Origin of the sequence: Pseudoalteromonas arabiensis, from assembly GCF_001550155.1 — a bacterium.
GTDB classification, from domain to species: Bacteria; Pseudomonadota; Gammaproteobacteria; order Enterobacterales; family Alteromonadaceae; genus Pseudoalteromonas; species Pseudoalteromonas arabiensis.
On the sequence record NZ_LRUF01000026.1, the window covers coordinates 110,291 to 132,336 of the forward strand.

Genomic DNA, 22,046 nt, shown 5'->3' on the forward strand with positions numbered 1-22,046 from the left:
AAGGAATATGGATCAGAAACATCTACTATGGCTTGCGCCAGAACAACCATCACGTGAAATTGAATTGGCGATCAATGATGAGCAGTATCAACTTCTGTACACAGATTCGATCCCCGATGCTATTGGTTATTGTTTGAGTTATCAGCCTGAACTGGTATTAATTGATGCTCACCAAGCACAAATGAACTTGGTTGACTTGGTAAAACTAGTTAAAAGAACTCATCAAGGTGGACAAATTATCACGCTTGTGGAATCGAACCAAGGTGAGCTTGCTTCACAGTCACTCAATAATGGTGCTGTCGACTTTTTACTTAAACCGTTTTTTGCTGATCAACTCAAACTAACTATCCGTAACGCTGATTCTATGAAGCATGGTGTGAGTGACTTAATTGCTGTGTCACTGAAATCACAGCAAGTGCTGAGACTTGCCAATCGTGCAGCACAGACATCTGCAAGCGTACTCATTATGGGTGAGTCGGGTACAGGTAAAGAAAAGCTCGCTAACTTCATTCATCAATCTTCTCCACGTGCAGATAAGCCATTTATTGCGGTTAACTGCGCAGCTATTCCAGAAAATATGCTGGAGTCTATGTTATTTGGTTATAACAAAGGTGCATTTACGGGGGCGGTAGCACAGCAAGCGGGTAAGTTTGAGCTTGCAAATGGCGGCACTATTTTACTGGATGAGATAACTGAACTGCCTTTAGAGCTGCAAGCTAAATTACTTCGTGTCCTACAGGAGCGAGAGGTTGAGCGATTAGGCAGTCATCAACGCATTAAACTCGACATTCGTGTGATTGCAGCATGCAATAAGCCACTGCGTGAGCAAGTAGAGAAAGGCCTTTTTCGTGAAGACTTATTTTACCGCTTAGATGTATTGCCGTTAATGTGGCCAGCATTACGTGACCGAAGTGACGATATTTTACCATTAGCGAAGTATTTTATTGCTAAATACGGAGATGAGAAGTTTCACTTTAGTCAACAGGCAGAGCAGTTGATGCATAGCTATCACTGGCCAGGTAATGTTCGTGAGCTGGAAAATGTAGTGCAAAGGGCATTAGTGATGGCTCGCGGTGTCGAAATTCAAGCGGCAGATCTAAACCTACCCGAAAACGTTAAAGCACTCACGACAACCAGTGCGTCACAGTTAAAACATAGCAAGAAACAAGCTGAATTTGATTATATTTATGATTTACTTAGCCGTTTCAAAGGACACAGAACCCAAACCGCAGAGGCACTCGGTGTGAGTACCCGAGCTCTTCGATACAAAATAGCCGCCATGCGTGAGTATGGCATGGATATAGACGCAATCGCTTAATTTAAGGAACAGAGTAATGTCACCTATTGAAAGTCAACGCCTTCTGCTTGGAAAAATGACTGATATGCAGCAACTAGCTGCGGCAGAGAGCATTGCGCCTGCAGCAAGTAAATATCAAGACGCAGCAATTAGTACTGAATTCAAAACAGTTGTTCGCGCTGTTAATGAGCAACAAAATATCTCATCGCAAATGATGCATGCGGTAGATACGGGGCAAACGGATGATGTTGTGGGGGCAATGGTTGCAAGTCAAAAAGCCAGCCTAAGCTTCTCAATGTTAATGGAAGTACGCAATAAACTACTTAATGGCATTGATGATGTCATGCGTATGTCACTGTAGAGGTTGTTATGAAAGGCGAATTAACTAAAGCTGTACCGCCGATGTCTGGGGAGACAAACCTACGTGAAAAAGTCGTAAACTTCTCAAATAAAATAAACTTTTCAAATAAAAGCCATGATAGAAATGTCGCGACAATCGCTTTATTGGCGACGTTAGTAGCTGCAACTATCGTTGTTATTTTGTGGACATCAGCAAAGAACTACGTGCCACTCTACGGCAACCAAGAAAGTTATGATAAAGCCAATATTTTAGAAATATTGGATAAAGAACAAATTGTGTTTCGTATCGATAACGACACAGGCAATATTTTAGTTCCTCAAGAAAAATTAGCAGACGCACGAATCACTCTAGCTGCACGTGGTATTAAAGCTTCAATGCCTGAGGGCGTTGATAACCTAAGTGCTAAAGTGTCGATGGGCACAAGCCAGTTTATGGAATCGATGCAATATCAACATGCTTTGGAGGGAGAACTTGCTCGCACCATTATTAATATGCAAGGTGTTCGCAATGCGCGAGTACATTTAGCAATACCAAAGCGTAGCTTATTTATAGGCAGAGAAGAGCAAAAATCAGCTGCATCTGTAATGGTTGATTTAGCGCCAGGGCATGAGCTAAAAGCTGAACAAGTGGAAGCTATTATTTCACTCATCATTGGCTCGGTACCAGGTTTAAACCCGCGAGATGTATCAGTAGTCGATCAACGCGGTAAGTTACTGTCGGGTGATTTATTTGATACCACTCCCGTTGGTAAAGAAAGTGATAAGAAGCTCGCATTTATCGAAAAGGTTGAACGTAACATAGAACAACGCGCTGAAATTATGTTACTGCCTATTTTAGGCGAAGGAAATTTTCGAATTCAGGTCTCAACAGATGTTGATTTTAGCGTTGTTGAAGAAACACGTGAAGCGGTAGACCCACAAGGGGTGTTAAAGCAAGAATTGGTTAAATCAGATTCTCGACAAGACCAATTTGCCGGTGGTATTCCAGGTTCACTGGCTAATCAACCTCCATTGCCAGATCAAGAAGGTGAAGAGGCTGAAAATGAACGAGTGTCTGAACGCAGTGAAAGTAGCCGTGAATATGAAAATGGCCGCTCTGTTACCCATACTCGTTTTGAAGTTGGACGCTTAAGCTCAATGAGCGTATCGGTACTTGTTAATGAACAAGCCGCAGCCACAGCTGAAGGTTGGAGCCAAGAAGGCCTAAACTCTTTAGGCGAAATGGTTAAAACAGCCACCGGTTTTAATGAGCAGCGTGGCGATCAGTTCAATATCACCAGTTTTACATTTGTTGAAGCAAAACCTTTTGTACCGTCTGACGGATTACAATGGTGGCAAATGCCTGAAATTCGAGAGTATGCTCGTTACATTTTCGGTACTTTTATTAGCTTAATGCTTATTTTCTTTGCGGTAAGACCGCTGGTAAATCATTTGATTAAAGGCAAAACAACAGCTTCAACACCAAGTGAAAATGAGCAAGAAAAATTAGCCGCCGCTAAAAGCGATGCCTATGAAAGACAAAGTACACCTCTGGATGGCGCACTTGAGCGAGATAGCAAAAATGAGCAGCCTGAGCAGGAAGGTGAAAATATTTCGTTGCCTAAGATAGGCAGTGATTTTGAAGAGCAAATTGCACATATGCAGTTATTAGCAAGCCGAGAAACCGAGCGTGTAACTTCTGTTATTAAATATTGGGTAGAGCAAGGAGTTGAAGTTGAGTCAAGTAAATCAAGATAATGTGACAATGTCAGCACCTGCTCGTGCGTCACTCGATAGAGCTGCTATTTTACTGCTCAGTATGGGCGAAGAAAATGCAGCAAGTGTGATCCGTAAACTCGGTCGCCGTGAGGTACAGGCAATCTCAGAGCGAATGGCCAGTATTTCTAACATTACAAAAAATGATGTAGCTGACACGCTCACCAGTTTTTTCGATTGTTACCGTAACGAAAGTGGGGTTAATGGTGCATCAAGGCTGTATCTTGAAAGAGCACTTGATAAAGCCGTTGGACGTAAGCTTGCCCGTGGCATGTTAGATGATATTTATGGTGGCGCGATGAGTGACGATCTGCGTCGTTTAGAGTGGATCCCACCTGAGCTAATTGTCCGTTTCTTAGAGCATGAACATGTGCAAATGCAAGCGCTGTTTTTAGCGTTTTTACCAGCGGATCAAGCCGCTGCTGTCATTGCATTGTTTCCTCAAGCAAAGCATGAAGACCTATTATACCGTATTGCCAGCTTACGAGAAGTCAGTGAGCATGTGATGGATGATATTCGATTAACCATTGAAGCCTGTATTGAGTTTGTCGGCAAGCAAGTCGGCTCTCAGGTAAATGGTGTTGATAAAGTCGCTGATATTATGAGCCGTTATAACGGCAATAAAAGCCAAATTATTGAAGTTATTAAAAAGCATGATTTACAAGTGGCAGATGCAGTACAAGAGCGTATGTATGACTTTGCCAGTTTATTACTGCAAAGTGATGAGACCCTTTCTCAATTAATGAACGACGTACCTGACGAGCTTTGGTTGATGGCATTAAAAGGCGCAGATGAAAAAATTGTGGCGCGCCTTTTGGGGGCATTACCAAAACGCTTAGCGCAAGTGTATCAACAGCAGTTAGAAGCAACAACATCACAGCCGGTGAGTAAAGTGGATGCTGCACGTCGTGAAATCATGAGCATTGTACGTGATATGAGCAAGCGAGAAGAAATTACTTATCAGCTATACGAAGAAGAGACCGCGGGTTAAGTGCTATGCAAGCTTATCAATTTCCAACGTTAACAAAAGAACAACAGCACCAGAGTGTTCAACAGCGTATCGAGGCAGCTGAGCAGGCTGCTTGGCAAAAGGGTTATGATGAGGGATTAAAGCAAGGTCAAGCGGCGCTACAAGCTGATATAGAAAAGCGCGTCTCGCAGCAAGCTGAACTATTACTACAAGAGCGTGAACTAGAATTAAAGCAGCAAATGCTGGCACAATTCGATGTGCTAACACAGCAAACAAAGCAACAACTTAATCTGCTGTCTAATGAGGTACTAAAAGATCTTAGTGTGTTAGTTGCAAAGGTCGCGGAGCAGGTAATTGCCTGTGAGTTAACTTTGCAGCCTAATTGCTTAATTGATTTAGTCGAACAGGCCCTCAATTTATTAGCAGGGCGAGATGATGTTAACGAAATTGTTTTTTCTAGCGCTGATGCGGCCCTTTTTGACGATTCAAGCTTTGATAAAATACCCCTAACAGTGAGTTTTGAGCCTCAACTTGCAAGCGGCAGTGTAAAGCTTATTTCTAGTGAGCAAAGCCATAGCTTGTCTCTTTCAGAGCGTTTAGATGCTGTACTTGCTGATATAACGCCAGCCCTTCTAAACGGTCAAGTTATTCATGAGTAATACCGTGTTATCTCATGTTCTTAATACTGCTACAAAACAGCTGACAGCCCCGCCTTTAATCCAAAGTTACGGTCGTCTTGTAAGAGTCAATGGTATGACATTAACAGCTGTCGGCGGGCAGTTTTTAATGGCAAAAAAATACCAAGTCGAGAGCATTGATGGCACGTGGAATGACGCTCAAGTGATTGGTTTTGATGATACCAAAGCGTTCTTGATGCTACTAAATAAAGCAGATGGTTTATACGCAGGTGCGAGAGTCAGAGCTGTTGCTGATACACAAGCGATAAAGGTTGATATGTCTTTACTCGGAAGAGTAATTGATGCACAAATGCAACCGATAGATGATTTAGGTAACTTAAGTCGTGTTGATTTAGGAGCTGATTGCGTTCTAAAAAAACAACCCTCTTTAAATCCATTGCAGCGTAAAGGGGTGAGCGAACCCTTGGATGTAGGAGTCCGTTCAATAAACGGTCTTTTTACCGTTGGAAAAGGGCAGCGTTTAGGGCTTTTTGCAGGCTCAGGTGTCGGTAAAAGTAAGCTACTGGCCATGATGACTCGCTTTACCAGTGCAGACGTTGTAATCGTGTCTCTAGTTGGTGAGCGTGGCTGGGAAGTGAAAGAATTTATAGAACAAAGTCTTGGTCCAGAAGGGCTCAAAAAGGCCATCGTAATTGCTTCCCCTGCTGATGATTCACCGCTTCTGCGAGCAAAAGCGGCGGAGTTAAGTCATCAACTGGCTGCTTTTTATCGTGACCAAGATTTAAATGTTCTGTTATTGATGGACTCTTTGACTCGCTATGCGCAAGCACAGCGAGAAATAGGCCTTGCGGTTGGCGAGTTGCCTGTCGCTAAGGGGTATCCGCCATCGGTATTTAGTAAGCTAACTCAGTTAGTTGAAAGCTCTGGAAACAGTGAAAAAAGTAAAGGTTCAATGACTGCGATCTACACGGTATTAGCAGAAGGGGACGACCAGCAAGACCCAATTGCGGACAATGCGCGGGCTATTTTAGATGGCCACATTGTATTGGACCGAACGCTTGCAGAAAAAGGTCATTATCCAGCTATTAATATTGGCGCATCTATAAGCCGTGTTATGCCTAACATTGTCTCCTCTGAGCAGCTTGCCTTTTGTTATAAGCTTAAAAAGCTCTACAGTCGATACCTACAAGTACATGAATTAATACCGCTTGGTGCCTACCAAGCAGGGAAAGATGCTGAATTGGATTTAGCTGTACACTTGTATCCACAAATAGAAGCATTCTTATGCCAATCATTAAATGAAAAAGCAGACTTTGCGACTACAAATCAACAGCTTTCGCAGTTAATAGGAAAACATGATGCTAGATAAGTTTAAAGACATGCAACAAGAGAAGCTTGATAACATGCTCTCTGAGCAGGCAGTTCTAAAACAACAAACCGAAGTAGAGCAACAGCGACTAGCCCAACTAAAGCAATTTATCGACGAAATGCAAACAAACAACCAGATGGGTAATGCAATTGGTTTGCAAAATTTAGCAGGCATGAAACACATTCTGCATGGGCTATCGCAGCAGCAGGCCGAACGAGTAACGCAGCTACAAGGCGATCAATCACGTCAACAACATGCTTGTATCCAACAACTTTCATTCACGAAGGGGTTAGAGGGCGTAATTGCTAAAAAGGCACATCAGACAAAGCAAAAACAGGCTCGTCAGCATCAGAATCAACTTGATGAGCTAGTCGCGCATGCAGCCGTTCGTCGTAGTTAAAATAATCTGCCATATAAACATGGCTAACCTCTTACTCGCCTAGCTCTCAGTTTTGATAGTGCTATAAGTAGTTAATTTATAGAAACTTTGCTCCTGTTTAAGGTAAAAATAACCTAGCCTTAATGAACAAAAAGGCCGGTATTTTTAATACTTTATTCTTTTTGTTAAGCATTTAGCATGTGAAAAGCTGTATTACGCCTTCATTATTAGATATTTGTGTTAAAGTTATTTAGGAATAAGCAATAATAAACGCAAGGCAAAAGTGTGATCGATACAGTCAATGCAAGTCAGCAAGATAAAGCACGGTTTTTACGTGTATTTGCATTCATTGGGGCTGTTACCTCTTTTTTTATGTCTATTACTAGTTACTTAGATGGCTACACCCTTCTTAGTGCTATGCTAGTAGTTGCTGTGGGTGTATTTGCCAGTCCGTTTATAATCAAAAATCGTGACCATACAATTGCTATTCTGATGCTTTACACCTTGTATGCGATTATGTGCTTTTTGATAGTGTCTGGCGGTAATCATGGTACAGGTCCTTTATGGTTATTTATTGCCTCGCCTGTGACCTTTTTTATTCGTGGCTTAAAGCGTGGAGCGATAGACTTAATCGTGCTTGCTTGTGTGATTTCAACTCTCTTTTATTACACGGATAAGCTGGGTTATTACAGTTATCCAAGTCATTACTTTCCTACACGAGTTATGCTGTGCTTTTCAATTTTATGTATACTTGGCGCGTTCTATGAGTATTACCGAAATAAGTACAGTCGTGAGCTCATAGCACAGCTTAAAATAAACAAAAAGCTGGCCCGCACCGACGCCATGACCGGTTTATCAAACCGACGTTATGCGACAGAGTGTATGCAAAGTCGTTGCTTTGCAGAGGGCGCCGTGTTTCTTTTAATTGATGTTGATAACTTTAAACAAGTGAATGACACCTATGGTCACCAAGTGGGTGACGAAGTGCTTATCTTTATTGCCGATATCTTTAAGAAAGTGTGTACCGATGAAGACATAAATTCGCGTTGGGGTGGTGAAGAGTTTTTAATTGTAATCCCAAAAGGGCATGAACTTCGCGCACGAAACGTTGCTGATGAAATACACACACAACTCGCAAATAATACATTTAAAAGTGGTAAGCATTCCTTCAATGTGAGTTTAAGTATTGGTTTGTATCAGCGAACTCTAGTGGACAGTATTGATCAATGCTTAAATATTGCTGATAAGCGACTATACAAAGCAAAATCTCAAGGTAAAAACCAAACAGTTGCAGAGCCTGATTTGGCCAAACACGAGCCAGCCTAATAAGCCTTGCCGACTCAATTATTTTTACTGATGCTACTTTTTATCACTAAGTTGTGTATTATGTGCTCATTATTTACAAGGGCATGTGAATAGTGAGTGAAGATAAGGAATATCATCAACATCTTCTTCCCGTTAAGTTCACAGCCTGTTTTGAGGCTCATTTTTAATGTCACTCTTAGAATCATTTAAGAAGTTGGGTAACTATTTTGGTGCATACAAGGTACACCTATGCCCCGAAGTTAAAGGCCAAGTGAGTGAAAATGGCCAACCTTTAATTAACGCAAAAATAGAAAGGTTACTTTGTTTCTCTGACGGTAAATATGTAGAGAACTATGTATTTACCGATGACAAAGGCGGCTTTTCTTTTCCAGAAGCCAATATTCGCTCTAGCCAACCCGCAGTGCCATTTGCAGAGCTTTTTACATCTCAAATCATAACGCTTTTTTATGAAGGCACTAAATATATCTTATGGACATCGAGATTGTCAGGTACAAGGTATCGCAATGAATATGCTAAAAAATTAAGTTGTTTGAAAGCAGATATATCTGATGAAGAAGTATCTTTCTTTTTCAGAAATGATGAAGTCGAAGGTTATAAACTAAGTGCTGGTGGTATAGCTCGTTGGGATGAGGACTTTGAAGTTATAGATCTTGACTCATACTATGGATTATCGGAAATTGAATCTGATGATGAAGACAATTAATTCTAATACAGGGAAATAAATGCTTCTGTAGCTTTTATCGACTTAGAAAAAAGCACTGTGATACCTTATTGATGGAACAAAAATATTTCTTTTATCGTCTTAAAGCTACTTTAATACTTTAAGTTTGCTAAGCTTACGTTTTTCCTCAGCTTTTTCCATTACCTCATTCTCAGCATCAATTTCAACATCAGATTGATATAGAAAACTCCAAGAACCACATAAAAAATTAGTATTTTCATCCAGTTCAGGGAGCTCTCTACTTTCATCAAATATAAAATTAGAGAATTGTTTTGCACGCTCATCTAACCAATCAGCGAGTTCTGGGCTACCTTCAGGTGGGCGAACATTCTTCCTATTGTTGTATACAAGTTTTACTTTATTTGTCATTACTACCACCTCGTTTATAAATAATTATAGCACCATCCAAAGATGTTCAGGGTTGCTGCCATTACTTTCTTGGTAAATAAAGCCACGACTACGATAAAAACTAATTAACTTATCGTTTAATGGACGCATAATTTTTATTCTCCGAGCACCAAGCAAATCGGCATATGCTCGAAAGGCAACAATATTAAGATCAAAAATACGCTTATCTAGTATACTTACTTCACAGGGATTTTTCTCGATTACATCAAGTCGCATTGATTCACCTGTTTTAGTAGGGAAACCTATTGCTAGACTGCATAAAGTTTCACCTAACCAAATCGATAAATCGAGTCTATCTGGGTGTCTAAAAGCCCACCTCTTGTATCCTTGAGAAAAAGACCAAGGAAGATCTTTTCTCTGAGGGTGAGACTCCCACATTTGAACCATTAACAGAGCTTCTTTATCGATCCCCCTGAAATCAATATTATCTTTCAAATATTTGGGTAGAAAACTCTTAGCTCTAGCTAAAGCTTCCGTTCTAAATTTTTGATACTTATTCTCTGCTTGTAAATGCGTCGCTTTCATAAAAACATCCTTGATTAAGATTTCCATGTTCCCATATTTATACGTCTTGTGCAAATAATGAACAGAATGGAAAGGTTAATTCAAGAAGAAGTCAGGCTTGATTATGATAAGCGATTAGAGTGCAGCCGTACTTCAAGATGGGCAAGAAAAATAGGCGCTGCATTAATCACATATTTACGTGATACAGGTAAGTTATATGCGATACAAAACCACTACACGAATACGCTTACCGTCTATGATCAAATTGCTAAAGCATTAACCGACAGCATCGATCTCTCTAAAAATTATACAAGTGATGTGAAGGGAATTTTAGGTTACATGCTGGCTTTTTGTGGCTATCCATTCAAAGCAATCTCGTTTACGTATGCATCTATCAGGCATATTTTAAAGTTAATGCTTAAAAATGTGTTTTCTCTTGCAGGCCAAGCAATTGCACTAACAAAATAAGTACAAAAGCCGCCGATGGCGGCTTTTGTTAGGCTGCAAAATTAATGGCTTTTCTCAAAGTCATTAACTTCACGCTCTGCTTCTTCTTTCGATTTGCCGTATTTTTGCTGGATTTTACCAACAAGCTCTGTACGGCTACCTTCGATTCTATCTAAATCATCATTGGTAAGGTCACCCCATTTACGTTGCACTTTACCTTTTAACTCTTTCCAATTGCCTTCTAAACGATCGCTGTTCATCATTATCTCCTTACTTTGTTAAACATTCATTTTAATAAAAGCAATTGATATGCCATACCGTTAAATTGTTTAACCTGTTGAAATTATTGTAAATAATTGTTTTTATCTATAAGGCGTTTATTTTTTACTGCAATTTGTTCTTAGTTATTTATAAAACCCTGTAATTTTTTCTTGCAAGGGAGAGTCATTGTCGTCGGCTGTTTTTTGTTACAATAGCTAAAAATAAAGTAAGAGAAAGAAACGTGCTGCCCGTACAAGATATTTACCAATCATTGTTAACGACGATACAAAATAACCCTATGGCTTTGCTGCAAGCGCCACCAGGGGCAGGTAAATCAACATGGCTGCCATTAACGCTGATGCAAGCAGGCCACTTCAAGCGGATTGTTATGCTTGAACCTAGGCGTTTGGCTGCACGTAACATTGCTCAATACTTGGCGTCTTTACAAAATGAGGGCGTTGGCGAAAGTGTTGGTTTGCGCATTAGGGGTGAATCAAAAACTAGTAATGCAACCAAGCTGGAAATTGTGACAGAAGGGATGCTGACACGGATGCTACAAAATGACCCTGAGTTAAGCGGTGTCGATTTACTTATTTTTGATGAATTTCATGAGCGCTCGATTGCCGCAGACACAGCCCTCGCTTTTGCGCTTGAAACGCAAGCGGCCCTTAGAGACGATTTAAAAATCTTACTCATGTCGGCCACCTTAGACGGTGAGCGGTACAGTGAGTTTTTTGATTGCCCAATAATATCATCTGAAGGGCGAAGTTACCCAATTGATGAAATTTATGTTCCACTTAAAGATGAAAGCCGATGGTTAGAGGATATTCCTGCGGTTATTAAGCAAGCACTCAATGAGCAAACTGGTAGTGCTTTGGTGTTTTTACCCGGTCAGCGAGAAATTCTACGTGTAAAACAGGCATTGAACGATCTTGCTGATGATTGCGAAGTGTTTACTTTATTTGGTGAACAAAGCAAAGGAGAGCAACAAGCAGCCATAGCTCCTGCACAACAAGGTAAGCGAAAAGTCGTGCTGACAACAAATGTAGCCGAAACTAGCTTAACGATTGAAGGGATCCGTATTGTTGTCGATAGCGGTAAGCGCCGCGCAGCCAGCTTCAACTTAAAAACTGGCGTAACTGAACTTGTAACCCAAAGCATCTCTCGTTCCTCTGCGGTACAACGTGCAGGCCGTGCAGGGCGTTTAGAAGCTGGTGTGGTATATCGCCTAGGTAGTAAACAAACGTTTGAACGTCGTAACAGCCATGACGCCCCAGAAATTCTAACAAGTGATATTAGCCAACTACTGCTTGAAACTAAGCAGTGGGGCGCAGCTATTACTGAACTAAACCTTCTTGATGCACCAAGCCCACAGCAAATTAAACACGCCACAGCACTTTTAAAAATGCTTGAAGCGCTTGATGAAAATGAAAAGCTAACAAAACTTGGTAGCCAAATGCTTAGTTTTGGGGCGGATATTCGTTTATCACATATGCTTATTAAGGCTAAGCAACTTCAAGCAAGTATGCCGAGAATTTATGAACTCGCTGCATACTTAGTGGCGCTACTTGAGAGTCGTGTGAGTATACCTGCTGATCTTAAGCTTGCACTTCACAGCATGCATACAAAGCCTCATCCACTGTTTAAGCAACAATTAAATTATTGGCTATCACGTTTAAACTTGAAGGCAGTGCGTGAGTTAAATATGCAGCACCTTGCTTTGCTGGTGGCTTTTGCATTTCCAGATCGCTTAGCGAAAAAGCGTGGCAACGGCTATTTGCTCGCCAATGGCGCGGGGGCCGACTTAAGTGATGAGTTTTGGCATAACGATGACTATCTTGCTATTGCCAGTATGGGCGGCCACAAAGGAAGTCGAATATTTGCGGCAGTCGCATTTTTACCAGATGAACTTGAAGATCAGTTAGGGCATTTATTTTCAGAGCAAACTCGCTGTGAATACGATGAAAAATCTGGACGTTTTATTCATCAAGAGGAACTAAAGCTAGGGGCGATTACAGTAGCAAGCCAGCCAAGTAAACAGCCTCTTGATAAAGCCGAGCGCACTAAAGCATGGCTAAATTTGTTCAATAAAAAAGGTTTTTCACTATTTAATGAGCAAAGTGAAAGTGAGCAATTACTAATTAGAATGAGCTTAGCGAGCAAATTATTGCCGCAGTCATTTCCAGTTATTAGTCGTGACGAATTGACGACTAATAATCAGTGGCTTGCACCTTTCCTTGATGAGATAAAAAACGTAGAGCAATTAAAAAAGCTTAATTACAGTGAAGCTTTAAAAAATTGTTTTGATTGGCACCAGCAGAGTTTATTAAATGAGTTGTTGCCGCTGCGTTTAACCGTCCCCAGTGGCTCAAATGTGAGAATTACATACCAGCTTGATGGACCTGCAAAGCTGAGTGTACGCATGCAAGAAGTTTATGGCATGACTAGCACACCCTTGCTTGCACAGGGCAAGTTACCCCTTCTAATGGAGCTATTGTCGCCAGCAAGGCGGCCACTACAACTCACTCAAGATTTAGAGAATTTCTGGCAAACTAGTTATAAAGAAGTACAGAAAGAGATGAAAGGTCGTTACCCCAAACATTTCTGGCCAGATAACCCAGCTTTAAGTCAGGCAACTAACAAAGTAAAAAGCAAGATGTAATCTAACTCGCACTATGTGTTAATTCAGAGGAACAGTGTGGTTATAAAGCAAAACCCCAGTAACTTAGTTACTGGGGTTTTTAATTATTCAACTTTAGCGATTACTTGTTAAGTGCCAGTTGTAGCTCACGATTGCGTTCAAGCTGCGCTAAGAAGTTGTCGGCAATTGGTTTAAACTTAGCTAACTCATCGCGTGGTAGTGGCTCTGACTTAGGCAGTTTAACTGTTTTAGGATTGCGGTGAACGCCATTTACTAAAAATTCATAATGTAAATGAGGGCCTGTAACACGACCTGTAGCACCAACGGTACCAATCTTTTGACCTTGTTTTACTTTTTGACCTGTTTTAACAAGCTTTTTGTTCAAGTGTAAGTATTTAGTCACGTATTGAGTGCCGTGGCTAATAAATACATAGTTACCGTTATACTTACTGTAGCCAGCTTTAACCACTTTACCATTACCAGCAGAAACCACCGGTGTCCCCGTACGAGCAGCGTAGTCAATACCATTATGCGGCTTAACAGTCTTCGTTACTGGATGTAAGCGACGCGGATTAAAGCTTGAGCTGATATATTTAAAGTTAACAGGGGCACGTAAGAATGCTTTTTTCATACTGCGGCCTTCCGGTGTGTAGAAGTTTCCATCAGTATGACGAATTGCAGAATAGCGTTCGCCTTGGTTGATAAATTCAGCGGCAATTATTTTGCCGTCGCCTATGTACTCGCCATCAACATAATGCGCTTCGTAAATAAGACCAAACTGGTCGCCTTTACGAATGTCGTTAGCAAAGTCAACATCCCAACCAAAGATGTCAGCAAAATTCATTATTTGGCGTTCACTTAACCCAGCGGCGATACCTGAGGTCCAAAAGCTATTGCTGATTTCGCCACCGGCCGACTTACTTAAGGTTTCGATTTCTTTACTATCGATTGCCGTGTCGTAGTTACCTTCATCATTTAAAGTAACGTACAGAGTATCGGTTTTTGAAATTACATAACGAAGCTGTGCAAGAGAACCGTCTTCAGCTGTAGCAAAACTCAAAATTTCACCAGGGTGAATTTTGGTTAATTTACGCGTTTCGGCATTTGTGTTGATTAGTTTATGTAATGTTTGCGCTGAAAAGCCCGCGCGTTTGAAAATAAGTGCTAGATTATCGCCGTTACGTACTTGATGATCGACAAGGTCGTATTCTGGTAATTTAGCAGCTGCTTGCTCTGAATTTAGTTCAGTTAGTTTTTCGTTATCATCAACTTTAACTTGTAATTCGTAGCGTTTGCCAATTTCAAGTGCGTCGGCACTGTTATCCTTTGAAGCGGTGGCTTTTTCTGACGGTAATAATGCTAAGCCGATAATAGCAGAAACCAAACCGAGAATAAGCAGTTTGTGTTTTTTGGGGAGTTTATGCACTACGTGAACCATAACGTGCCTTTTTCTGCTGTCAAGAAAATTAATTACTAATATTGCAGGATATACCTAAAATAGAGCAAATACCAGTGTTTTGTAGATTTAAACTAGCGCTATTTTACGCTAGAATTGCTCAGCGTGTTAATCTTTTTTGGTTAAATTTGCAGCATATGTCTGATGTTAAGCTAAATATGCATTAGTTAACTAAAGTACCTTCATAAAAATGCAATAACGCGGTATAAAGAACAATCACGCGCGCTGCTCCACTAAGCTGATGCTTAAAATACTTAAGTTGGCTTGCTCTTGGTGCAGCTTTTCTGGAGCTAACTTGCTAAATTTAATCATTTTTAGCTCTATTTTTAACCCTGATAGGCCACCACGCCCGGTAAGCTGAATTTTTGGAGTAATACACAGTGGATTTACAAACCGCTCTAGCTGAGATAAAACGCGGTGCAGAAGAGATATTAATTGAAGACGAATTAGTTGAAAAACTAAAGTCTGGTAAAAAGCTTAAAATTAAAGCGGGTTTCGATCCAACGGCGCCTGATCTGCATTTAGGTCATACAGTTTTAATTAATAAAATGAAAACCTTTCAAGACTTAGGTCATGAGGTTATTTTCCTTATTGGTGACTTTACTGGCATGATCGGCGACCCAACGGGTAAAAATGTGACGCGTAAGCCGTTAACTCGTGAAGATGTACTTGCTAATGCAGAAACATATAAAGAGCAAGTATTTAAGATTCTAGATCCTGCAAAAACAACGGTTGCATTTAATTCTACTTGGATGGAAAACTTAGGTGCAGCAGGTATGATCAAACTGGCTGCGCGTCAAACAGTAGCACGTATGCTAGAACGTGATGACTTCAAAAAGCGTTATGCCGGTGGTCAATCAATTGCTATCCACGAATTTTTATACCCACTGGTACAAGGGTGGGATTCAGTTGCATTAGAAGCAGATGTTGAGCTTGGCGGTACAGATCAACGTTTCAACCTACTCATGGGCCGAGAGCTACAAAAAGATGAAGGTCAAAAACCACAAACAGTGCTAATGATGCCACTGCTTGAAGGTACTGACGGCGTTCAGAAAATGTCTAAGTCATTAGGTAACTACATTGGTATTACTGATGAGCCAAACGATATGTTTGGTAAAGTGATGTCTATTAGCGATGAGCTAATGTGGCGCTACTATGACTTATTAAGCGCATTATCAATCGAAGAAATTGCAGCTCTTAAACAGCGTGTTGCTGACGGTGCAAACCCGCGCGACATTAAGATTGAATTAGCAAAAGAAATGATTGCTCGTTTCCACAGTGAAGAAGCGGCAGAAGGTGCTCATCAAGATTTTATTAAGCGTTTTCAAAAAAATGCATTACCAGATGAGATCCCAGAAGTAACAGTAACAATTGCTGAAGACACTGTATTTATCACTAATTTATTAAAAGAAGCTAATCTTGTTGCAAGTACGTCTGAGGCTATGCGTATGATCAAACAAGGTGCTGTAAAAATTAATGGTGAAGAAAAAGTAACAGATACTAAGCTTGAAGTTGCTAAAGGCAGTACTGAAATTTACCAAGTAGGTAAACGTAAGTTTGCTAAAATCACCGTCGCTTAAGCGTTAATAGGGCGTATTATAAAAACCAGCCTCGGCTGGTTTTTTTGTATTTGTTAAGCAAAAGCTAGAAATGTGATTATCTCAATACAGATGATAAATAGTAGCCAAAATGCTTTAGCCTGATTTAGTCGGCTTATAAGAATTGGAATGTCATCTGCACTGGGTAATCGCTCCGTACCTACACGCATTTTATTAAAGCGCACACCTTTGTATAAAGCGGGCCCCCCTAGTTGCACACCCAGTGATGCCGCACTTACGCTGAGTAGCCAGCCAGTATTAGTTTGGTAAAAATGGCGTCCATAATGTTTAATGTAATGCAGGCTTTGTTTACTCGCATTTGTTGCTGCAAGTGTAATGGCTAGGAGTCGAATAGGTATCCACTCAAGTACAAATAACAGTTTAGCAATGGGTAGTAAAAAAGGGCTGTCAGGTAATTGTTTTTCACGCCATGCTTGGTGAATAAGGGTTAATAAACGGTAAGTCAGGCATATTATTGCGCCGCCGACTAAGTAAAAAAAGATCACGGCAAAATACTGCCGTGCGCTTTGTAGCAGCAAAGACTCCATGCATGCCTTACAAATCCCAGGAGCTGATAGACGAGATACATCTCGTGCAACTAAACCTGAGAGTAATTCTCTGGCAGCCGCTTTCTGATTTTTTTTAACTAAGCGCGCAATTCGAAGTGACTTCTTTTCTTGTCCGCGGCTATTGAGTAATAAGTAAAGAATTAGCCCGCTGAGCAGCTCAGGATAAAAGGCAAACTCTAAAAACAACATGACCAGTACGACAATCAGCAAAGTTGTAAGCGTAAATGCAAGTATCGACGATAAATACTGATAGCTTCTTGGGTTATGTTGATCGTAAAGGCGATCGCCAAGTGAAGAAAAAATAACACTCAGCAATGTATTGGGGTGATACCAGCTTACTAAAGGGAAAAAGCGCTCAGCAAGGAGCGCTATAAAAAATACAATAATGTCCAAATGGGTTTGAACAAAACTTGCAATCACCTTATAAACTCACCGACGTTAGTTTCTCTAGTAGAGCAACAACCATTTTAGATGAGTTAATAGAGGCAGTTTCGATGTACTCTTCAAATGATTGTGGAGACTCTTTACCAGCAATATCAGACATAGAGCGGATAACCACAAAAGGAGTGTCTAGTGAGTAACAGGCTTGAGCAATTGCTGCGCCTTCCATTTCAACTGCAAGCATGGTTGGGAAGTCTGCACGTGCTTTATCGATTCGCACCGGATCACACATAAATGAATCGCCTGTACAGATTAGACCAATCATGGTTTTTACATCGCTGATTTGGCTTACGCTTTGCTCAGCAGCTTCAATTAATTTAGGATGTGCAGCAAAACCTGCTGGCATTTGTGGTACTTGGCCAATTTCGTAACCAAAGGCTGTTACATCAACATCGTGGTGACGAATTTCAGATGAAATAACGACATCACCCACGTTAAGAGAAGCCTCAAAGCCGCCAGCTGAACCTGTGTTAATCACACAATCTGGAGTGAAGTTGTCAATTAAAAGCGTAGTAGCAACTGCAGAAGCAACCTTACCAATGCCTGATTGTACAAGTGTAACAGTATGGCCTGCTAACTCACCTGTATAAAATGTGAATCCAGCTTTTGTCATGACACTTGGGTTAACCATGGTTTCGCGTAAAATTTTTACTTCAGGCTCCATCGCGCCAATAATACCAACATGCATAATATTTGTTTCCTTAGATTGAATAGGGTGATTATATACCCAACCTTGAGTAGTTACGAGAATTCAGCAAGTGTAAAAACAAAAAAGCAGACTTAAAGTCTGCTTTTGCCAAAATTATGACACGCTATATTTCTGCCAATGCTGTTGAGTGAGCTTTTGCCTGAGAAGGCGACAACACGGCTGGTTTTGTTACGCGGTTGCGAGTGGGCCTTAGTGGCGCTGCGCTAGGTTTACCAAGTTTAAACATAATCGCATCACGTACTTCTTTAGGTTGGTAACCCGCTTTTACTTTCATGCGGATATGTGGAATACCTGCTGCTTCAAGCGCACCACTTACAAACCAATCACGCTGCGCTTTGTGCCCATCCTTGTTGGTGTTATTAACAAGATCAACTGCGGCAACAATGGTGAGCTTATCTTTATCAATTAAGACATAGTCTAATTGCTTGTTTTTGGCTTTAGTAATAGCAGCACGTTTAGCTTTCGGCGAAAGCCCTTGTTTGCAGTCAATTAAGTCGATGAGTTTAACACGACTTACAATCTTATATTGATCGCCAACTGCACGTTCAAGAAGGTGTAAAAACGCACTCTCTACTTGTGTAAATACACTTTGTTTACGAGTGAAAGGGTATGGGTTTCCGCCATCATCTGTATACTTTGACGCAACAACAGAAGCCCCTACGACTAAAACTAAAATTGATAATAAAGCGAATTCCATCTGGTAACTCCACAACAACAAATTGACACTGAATTGTATTAGCAATTTATGTGCCTAAGTTGTGAGGAGTTACTGAATTAAGCGGTATATCCGTTGGCAACACCTTTTACCGCAATGGCAACGGCGTCATGTGCATGCAAAGATTCATAGTGATTGATTTGCAACCAATAATCAGCGTAGCTTTGTGCCTCAAGCAGGGCTTTAATTTTACGGGCAGCGTCTTCACAAAACATCAGGTTTTGACCATTTAAGCGAGCAAATTCTTGCTCATCTTCACGTTTTACCGCCGCTTGTACTGGTGTTTTCAGTTCGCTTTCAATGGCATCTATTAAACCAACAACATCAAAGCTCTCAATCTTGCTATCAAGCTTCACTTTTACATTGGCAATCGAACGTTGTGAGTGTGGTGTTGCTACTATTCCCTCTGTGCTGCCAAGCCACTCATGGACAGCTTGTTTATCAAGTTGACTGTCAGTAAATTTTTCAGCAAAGGCATTTTGAATTAACTGACGAGCAAGGGCCGCTGAGCATGGGCAAGTTGATGAGTAAGTAACATCAACCATTAATTCAAAGCTTAAGGTGCCTTGGTTTATTTTTGATATAAGATGAATAGGGTAGTTTTTCCAGCCAACTTTGCCACTTAACAGTGATTTACGACGCAGCGGCAGTTCAAACTTAAACTCAATTTGTGCTCGGTCGCTCAAATCATCATGGCTAGTAATAAAAGCATCGAGTGCTTGTGCTAATGTCTGCGGGTTAACGTGTTGCTCAGTCGATAAGGTATCAAGCGCCAAAAATAATCGCGACATATGGATGCCTTTGGCATCTTCTTTGTATAAGTTTACAAAAGCACGTGCCTTGGCAATCACATTTATAGGGGCAATATTGTGAGATTCAAAAATAAAAGGGAGCTCAATTTCACCCATGCCAACCCAGTCTAATTTACCAGTTTGTAAAGCAGGTGCTGTATCAGCAATGTCAGGCATTGTGGTTTGCATGGTTATACTCATTTCTTTGCAGTTATTAAAGCGCGGTAGTTTACATGAAAAAATATAAAAAATCGGCGTTGATGAAAAAATTCTGTGTTTATCGCACAATATGAATATTTCTAAAGGAATAGTGGTAAAATTAACTATGCTGTTTTTTTTCAATTATGTGCCTAAGCTTTATCTATGATTGATTCGTCTTTGAGTCCGTGGGCTCGCACACTCTCAAGCTTGATCTCTAAATATGGTGAGTTTAAAACTGCCGCAGTTTGTTATGCCTTATTGTTAGTCATGTCATTAATTTTGTCATGTATGTTTTATTACGTGGCAGTGGGCACTGTTACCTTGGTTGATGTTCTTGCGGTGATGTTTTTTACCGCTGTCGTATCGCCACTTTTAATTTCTGTATTATTAAACTCAATTCGTCAGTTAGAAGCCTCTTACAGTTATTTAGATAGTGCAACTAAGCAAGAAAAGCTGTTAAACCAAACGCTAAAAGACAATATCAGTCGTTTAAATGAAGAGATTGATGAACGTAAAATGGCTTTTCATGCAAAGCACAGAGCAATTGAAGAGCTAAGGCGTGAAATCGCAGAGCGTAAAAAAACACAGCAAGAGCTGGCACAGCAAGGGATGTTACTGCGCTCAATCGTCGACTCCTCACCCGATTTATTTTATTACCGCGACAACAATGGTGTTTTTGCAGGCTGTAATAAAATGTTTGAACAAGTGATGGGTAAAAGTAGTGAAGAGTTAATAGGGAAGAGCGTTGAAGAAATCTACCCTAGTGATTACCTTCCTGAAGTATTGTGTACAGATAAAAAGGTAGCACAAACTCACCAAGCACTTACCTTGGATGTTGAATACCCTGTTGATGGTGAAAAACGGTGGTTTGAGATGCGTAAGTTACCGTTTATCAATGAAAAGGGTGAGTACATTGGTTTGCTCGCTTTCGGCCGTGATATTACTAGCCGTAAAGAGGCTGCTCAAGCACTTGAAGCGGCATATAAAGATAAAGGGAAATTTATTGCTACCTTAAGTCATGAGCTAAGAACTCCCTTGAACGGTATCGTTGGTTTAACCCGTATGTTACTCGATACTGAGCTCGATAAGCAGCAGCGTAGCTGGTGTAATACTGTTTTTTCTAGTGCCGAAACGCTTGGTAATATCTTTAATGACATTATTGACTTAGACAAAATTGATCGTGAGCAATTAGATATTGTCACGGATTCTGTGAATGTCGCTGACTTTATCAACGATGTAGTGAATTTTGCAGGTCTTATTGCTGAGCAAAAAGGGCTTGAGTTTAATATTAAACGTAAAGGCACGCTGGATGTTTATGCGTCGCTCGACCCAACTCGCTTACGCCAAGTTGTTTGGAATTTAATTAATAATGCGGTGAAGTTTACCCAGCAAGGTCATGTTGAGCTTGAGTGCCGCCGAGAAAACCGTCCTGATGGTCCGTGGCTTGTTATGCGAGTCACTGATACTGGGCAAGGGATCCCACGAGAGCAACTACATCGTATTTTTGATATGTATTATAAAGCGCCAGATGTGAATGGTACCAATGCAATCGGCTCGGGCATTGGTCTAGCGGTAACAAAAGCACTTGTAACTGCAATGAAAGGCGAAATCCACGTGAGTAGTACAGAGGGCGAGGGAAGCGTATTTGTGGTGGAAATACCGCTTAAGCTTTGTATTGCACCGACAGAGAAAAGCTATGCCGTGCGTAGTTTAAATATCTTGTTGGTTGAGGATGTTCCTCTTAATGCTGAAATTGCTACGAACTTACTTGAGCAACGAGGTCATGAGGTTATTTGGGCGGAAACCGGTGAAGATGCATTGTCGTTCGTTTATACCGAAGATGATTTAGATCTCGTGTTACTTGATATGCAGTTACCTGATATTAATGGCGATGAAGTAGCTCGCCAAATTCGTGATGATGAACATTTTGATAGCCTACCTATAGTCGCGTTGACCGCAAACGTTCGTAGTGCTGAAGAAGAGCTTGCTGGTATTAACATTCAAGGAGCACTTGCTAAGCCGATTAATACCACGAAACTTGATAAAATGCTCGGTGAGCTATTTGATATCAAGCAGCAACAAAACTGTCAGCCTGAGCTAATCAAAACCGTGACTAAAAAAGACTTATCGGGTATTCGTGTTGAATTACTCGATATAGAAACGATTGAGGACTTTGTTGGTTCAATGGGCTTAGTTATCTTTAATCGTAGCTGTGAGTTATTCAATAAGTTGAACCCGCAGTATCAAACAGAGCTTGCAGATGCTTTGGCATCAGATGATAGAGAAGAATATAAGTCTGTTGCGCATAAACTAAAAGGTGCGGCTGGCTCTGTGGGCTTAAATGATGTGCAGTTACACGCGAAGAAGATGGAACACGGCGCGCTTGAACAAAGTAGTGAAGAGTTACAACAGTGGCTGGATGTTTTAGCAGTTAAAATAAATGAAGGGCGTGACGCCCTCCAATCATTTTTACAACAGTTAGAAAGCTAA

General features: G+C 40.8%; 21 protein-coding genes. 13 read left to right on the forward strand and 8 right to left on the reverse strand.

The genetic code is table 11. From position 1 onward, the window contains the following. Positions 1 to 7: 7 nt before the first annotated feature. From PAARA_RS17680 to PAARA_RS17720, 9 genes are all read left to right on the forward strand, one after another. The gene (locus tag PAARA_RS17680) at positions 8 to 1,318 is read left to right on the forward strand and encodes a sigma-54-dependent transcriptional regulator (protein ID WP_062570317.1); all 1,311 of its coding nucleotides are present in this window, start codon (positions 8 to 10) and stop codon (positions 1,316 to 1,318) included. Positions 1,319 to 1,334: 16 nt separating this feature from the next. Then, a complete protein-coding gene (gene fliE / locus PAARA_RS17685) occupies positions 1,335 to 1,658 on the forward strand; it encodes a flagellar hook-basal body complex protein FliE (protein WP_062570318.1) in 324 nt (107 codons plus the stop codon). 8 nt (positions 1,659 to 1,666) lie between these two features. Beyond that, positions 1,667 to 3,394, forward strand: coding sequence for a flagellar basal-body MS-ring/collar protein FliF (gene fliF / locus PAARA_RS17690; protein WP_062570319.1), 1,728 nt, complete (start codon positions 1,667 to 1,669; stop codon positions 3,392 to 3,394). Beyond that, positions 3,372 to 4,403 (forward strand): FliG C-terminal domain-containing protein, encoded by a 1,032-nt coding sequence (locus PAARA_RS17695; RefSeq protein WP_228074418.1) that lies wholly within the window; start codon positions 3,372 to 3,374, stop codon positions 4,401 to 4,403. Before fliF ends, PAARA_RS17695 begins: the two co-directional genes overlap by 23 nt. A 5-nt stretch (positions 4,404 to 4,408) precedes the next feature. Next, positions 4,409 to 5,041, forward strand: a complete 633-nt coding sequence (locus tag PAARA_RS17700) for a FliH/SctL family protein (protein ID WP_062570320.1) — start codon at positions 4,409 to 4,411, stop codon at positions 5,039 to 5,041. After that, positions 5,034 to 6,389: a FliI/YscN family ATPase gene (locus PAARA_RS17705; RefSeq protein WP_062570321.1), complete on the forward strand. Its 1,356-nt coding sequence runs from the start codon at positions 5,034 to 5,036 to the stop codon at positions 6,387 to 6,389. The genes PAARA_RS17700 and PAARA_RS17705 overlap by 8 nt, the downstream gene beginning before the upstream one ends. Continuing rightward, the gene (locus PAARA_RS17710; RefSeq protein ID WP_062570322.1) at positions 6,379 to 6,789 is read left to right on the forward strand and encodes a hypothetical protein; all 411 of its coding nucleotides are present in this window, start codon (positions 6,379 to 6,381) and stop codon (positions 6,787 to 6,789) included. Before PAARA_RS17705 ends, PAARA_RS17710 begins: the two co-directional genes overlap by 11 nt. 264 nt (positions 6,790 to 7,053) lie before the next feature. Then, entirely contained in the window at positions 7,054 to 8,094 is a 1,041-nt protein-coding gene (locus PAARA_RS17715; RefSeq protein WP_062570323.1) for a GGDEF domain-containing protein, read from the forward strand. A 166-nt stretch (positions 8,095 to 8,260) separates the two neighbouring features. Continuing rightward, a complete protein-coding gene (locus PAARA_RS17720; protein ID WP_062570324.1) occupies positions 8,261 to 8,797 on the forward strand; it encodes a DUF6795 domain-containing protein in 537 nt (178 codons plus the stop codon). Positions 8,798 to 8,902: 105 nt separating this feature from the next. On the opposite strand, the gene PAARA_RS17725 is transcribed toward PAARA_RS17720, so the two are convergent. Further along, positions 8,903 to 9,184, reverse strand: a complete 282-nt coding sequence (locus PAARA_RS17725; RefSeq protein WP_062570325.1) for a hypothetical protein — start codon at positions 9,182 to 9,184, stop codon at positions 8,903 to 8,905. Positions 9,185 to 9,208: 24 nt separating this feature from the next. Further along, positions 9,209 to 9,748: a hypothetical protein gene (locus tag PAARA_RS17730; RefSeq protein ID WP_062570326.1), complete on the reverse strand. Its 540-nt coding sequence runs from the start codon at positions 9,746 to 9,748 to the stop codon at positions 9,209 to 9,211. A 66-nt stretch (positions 9,749 to 9,814) separates the two neighbouring features. Here PAARA_RS17730 and PAARA_RS17735 point away from each other — a divergent pair, with 66 nt between their 5' ends. Further along, positions 9,815 to 10,195: a hypothetical protein gene (locus PAARA_RS17735; RefSeq protein WP_062570327.1), complete on the forward strand. Its 381-nt coding sequence runs from the start codon at positions 9,815 to 9,817 to the stop codon at positions 10,193 to 10,195. A 41-nt stretch (positions 10,196 to 10,236) separates the two neighbouring features. Here the strand turns inward: PAARA_RS17735 and PAARA_RS17740 are convergent, their stop codons facing one another. Continuing rightward, entirely contained in the window at positions 10,237 to 10,434 is a 198-nt protein-coding gene (locus PAARA_RS17740) for a CsbD family protein (protein WP_062570328.1), read from the reverse strand. Positions 10,435 to 10,676: 242 nt separating this feature from the next. On the opposite strand from PAARA_RS17740, the gene hrpB reads away from it, so the two are divergent. Beyond that, positions 10,677 to 13,097 carry an ATP-dependent helicase HrpB gene (gene hrpB / locus PAARA_RS17745; protein ID WP_062570329.1) on the forward strand — a complete coding sequence of 807 codons (2,421 nt, stop codon included), beginning with the start codon at positions 10,677 to 10,679 and terminating at the stop codon, positions 13,095 to 13,097. Positions 13,098 to 13,197: 100 nt separating this feature from the next. On the opposite strand, the gene PAARA_RS17750 is transcribed toward hrpB, so the two are convergent. After that, positions 13,198 to 14,514, reverse strand: coding sequence for a peptidoglycan DD-metalloendopeptidase family protein (locus PAARA_RS17750; RefSeq protein ID WP_062570330.1), 1,317 nt, complete (start codon positions 14,512 to 14,514; stop codon positions 13,198 to 13,200). A 398-nt stretch (positions 14,515 to 14,912) separates the two neighbouring features. Here PAARA_RS17750 and tyrS point away from each other — a divergent pair, with 398 nt between their 5' ends. Beyond that, positions 14,913 to 16,112 carry a tyrosine--tRNA ligase gene (tyrS, locus tag PAARA_RS17755; RefSeq protein WP_062570331.1) on the forward strand — a complete coding sequence of 400 codons (1,200 nt, stop codon included), beginning with the start codon at positions 14,913 to 14,915 and terminating at the stop codon, positions 16,110 to 16,112. Between the two features lie 53 nt (positions 16,113 to 16,165). On the opposite strand, the gene PAARA_RS17760 is transcribed toward tyrS, so the two are convergent. The 4 genes from PAARA_RS17760 to folE2 form a co-directional block, all read right to left on the reverse strand. Further along, on the reverse strand, positions 16,166 to 17,119 hold the full coding sequence (locus PAARA_RS17760) for a cobalamin biosynthesis protein CobD/CbiB (RefSeq protein ID WP_062570332.1): 954 nt from the start codon (positions 17,117 to 17,119) through the stop codon (positions 16,166 to 16,168). A gap of 1 nt (position 17,120) precedes the next feature. Continuing rightward, positions 17,121 to 17,828: a 5'-methylthioadenosine/S-adenosylhomocysteine nucleosidase gene (gene mtnN, locus PAARA_RS17765; protein ID WP_062570333.1), complete on the reverse strand. Its 708-nt coding sequence runs from the start codon at positions 17,826 to 17,828 to the stop codon at positions 17,121 to 17,123. A gap of 124 nt (positions 17,829 to 17,952) precedes the next feature. Then, a complete protein-coding gene (locus PAARA_RS17770; RefSeq protein WP_062570334.1) occupies positions 17,953 to 18,546 on the reverse strand; it encodes a DUF2726 domain-containing protein in 594 nt (197 codons plus the stop codon). A gap of 77 nt (positions 18,547 to 18,623) precedes the next feature. Beyond that, positions 18,624 to 19,544 carry a GTP cyclohydrolase FolE2 gene (folE2, locus tag PAARA_RS17775; protein WP_062570335.1) on the reverse strand — a complete coding sequence of 307 codons (921 nt, stop codon included), beginning with the start codon at positions 19,542 to 19,544 and terminating at the stop codon, positions 18,624 to 18,626. A 174-nt stretch (positions 19,545 to 19,718) separates the two neighbouring features. On the opposite strand from folE2, the gene arcB reads away from it, so the two are divergent. Further along, complete coding sequence (gene arcB, locus PAARA_RS17780) at positions 19,719 to 22,046, forward strand: aerobic respiration two-component sensor histidine kinase ArcB (RefSeq protein WP_062570336.1); 2,328 nt, start codon at positions 19,719 to 19,721, stop codon at positions 22,044 to 22,046.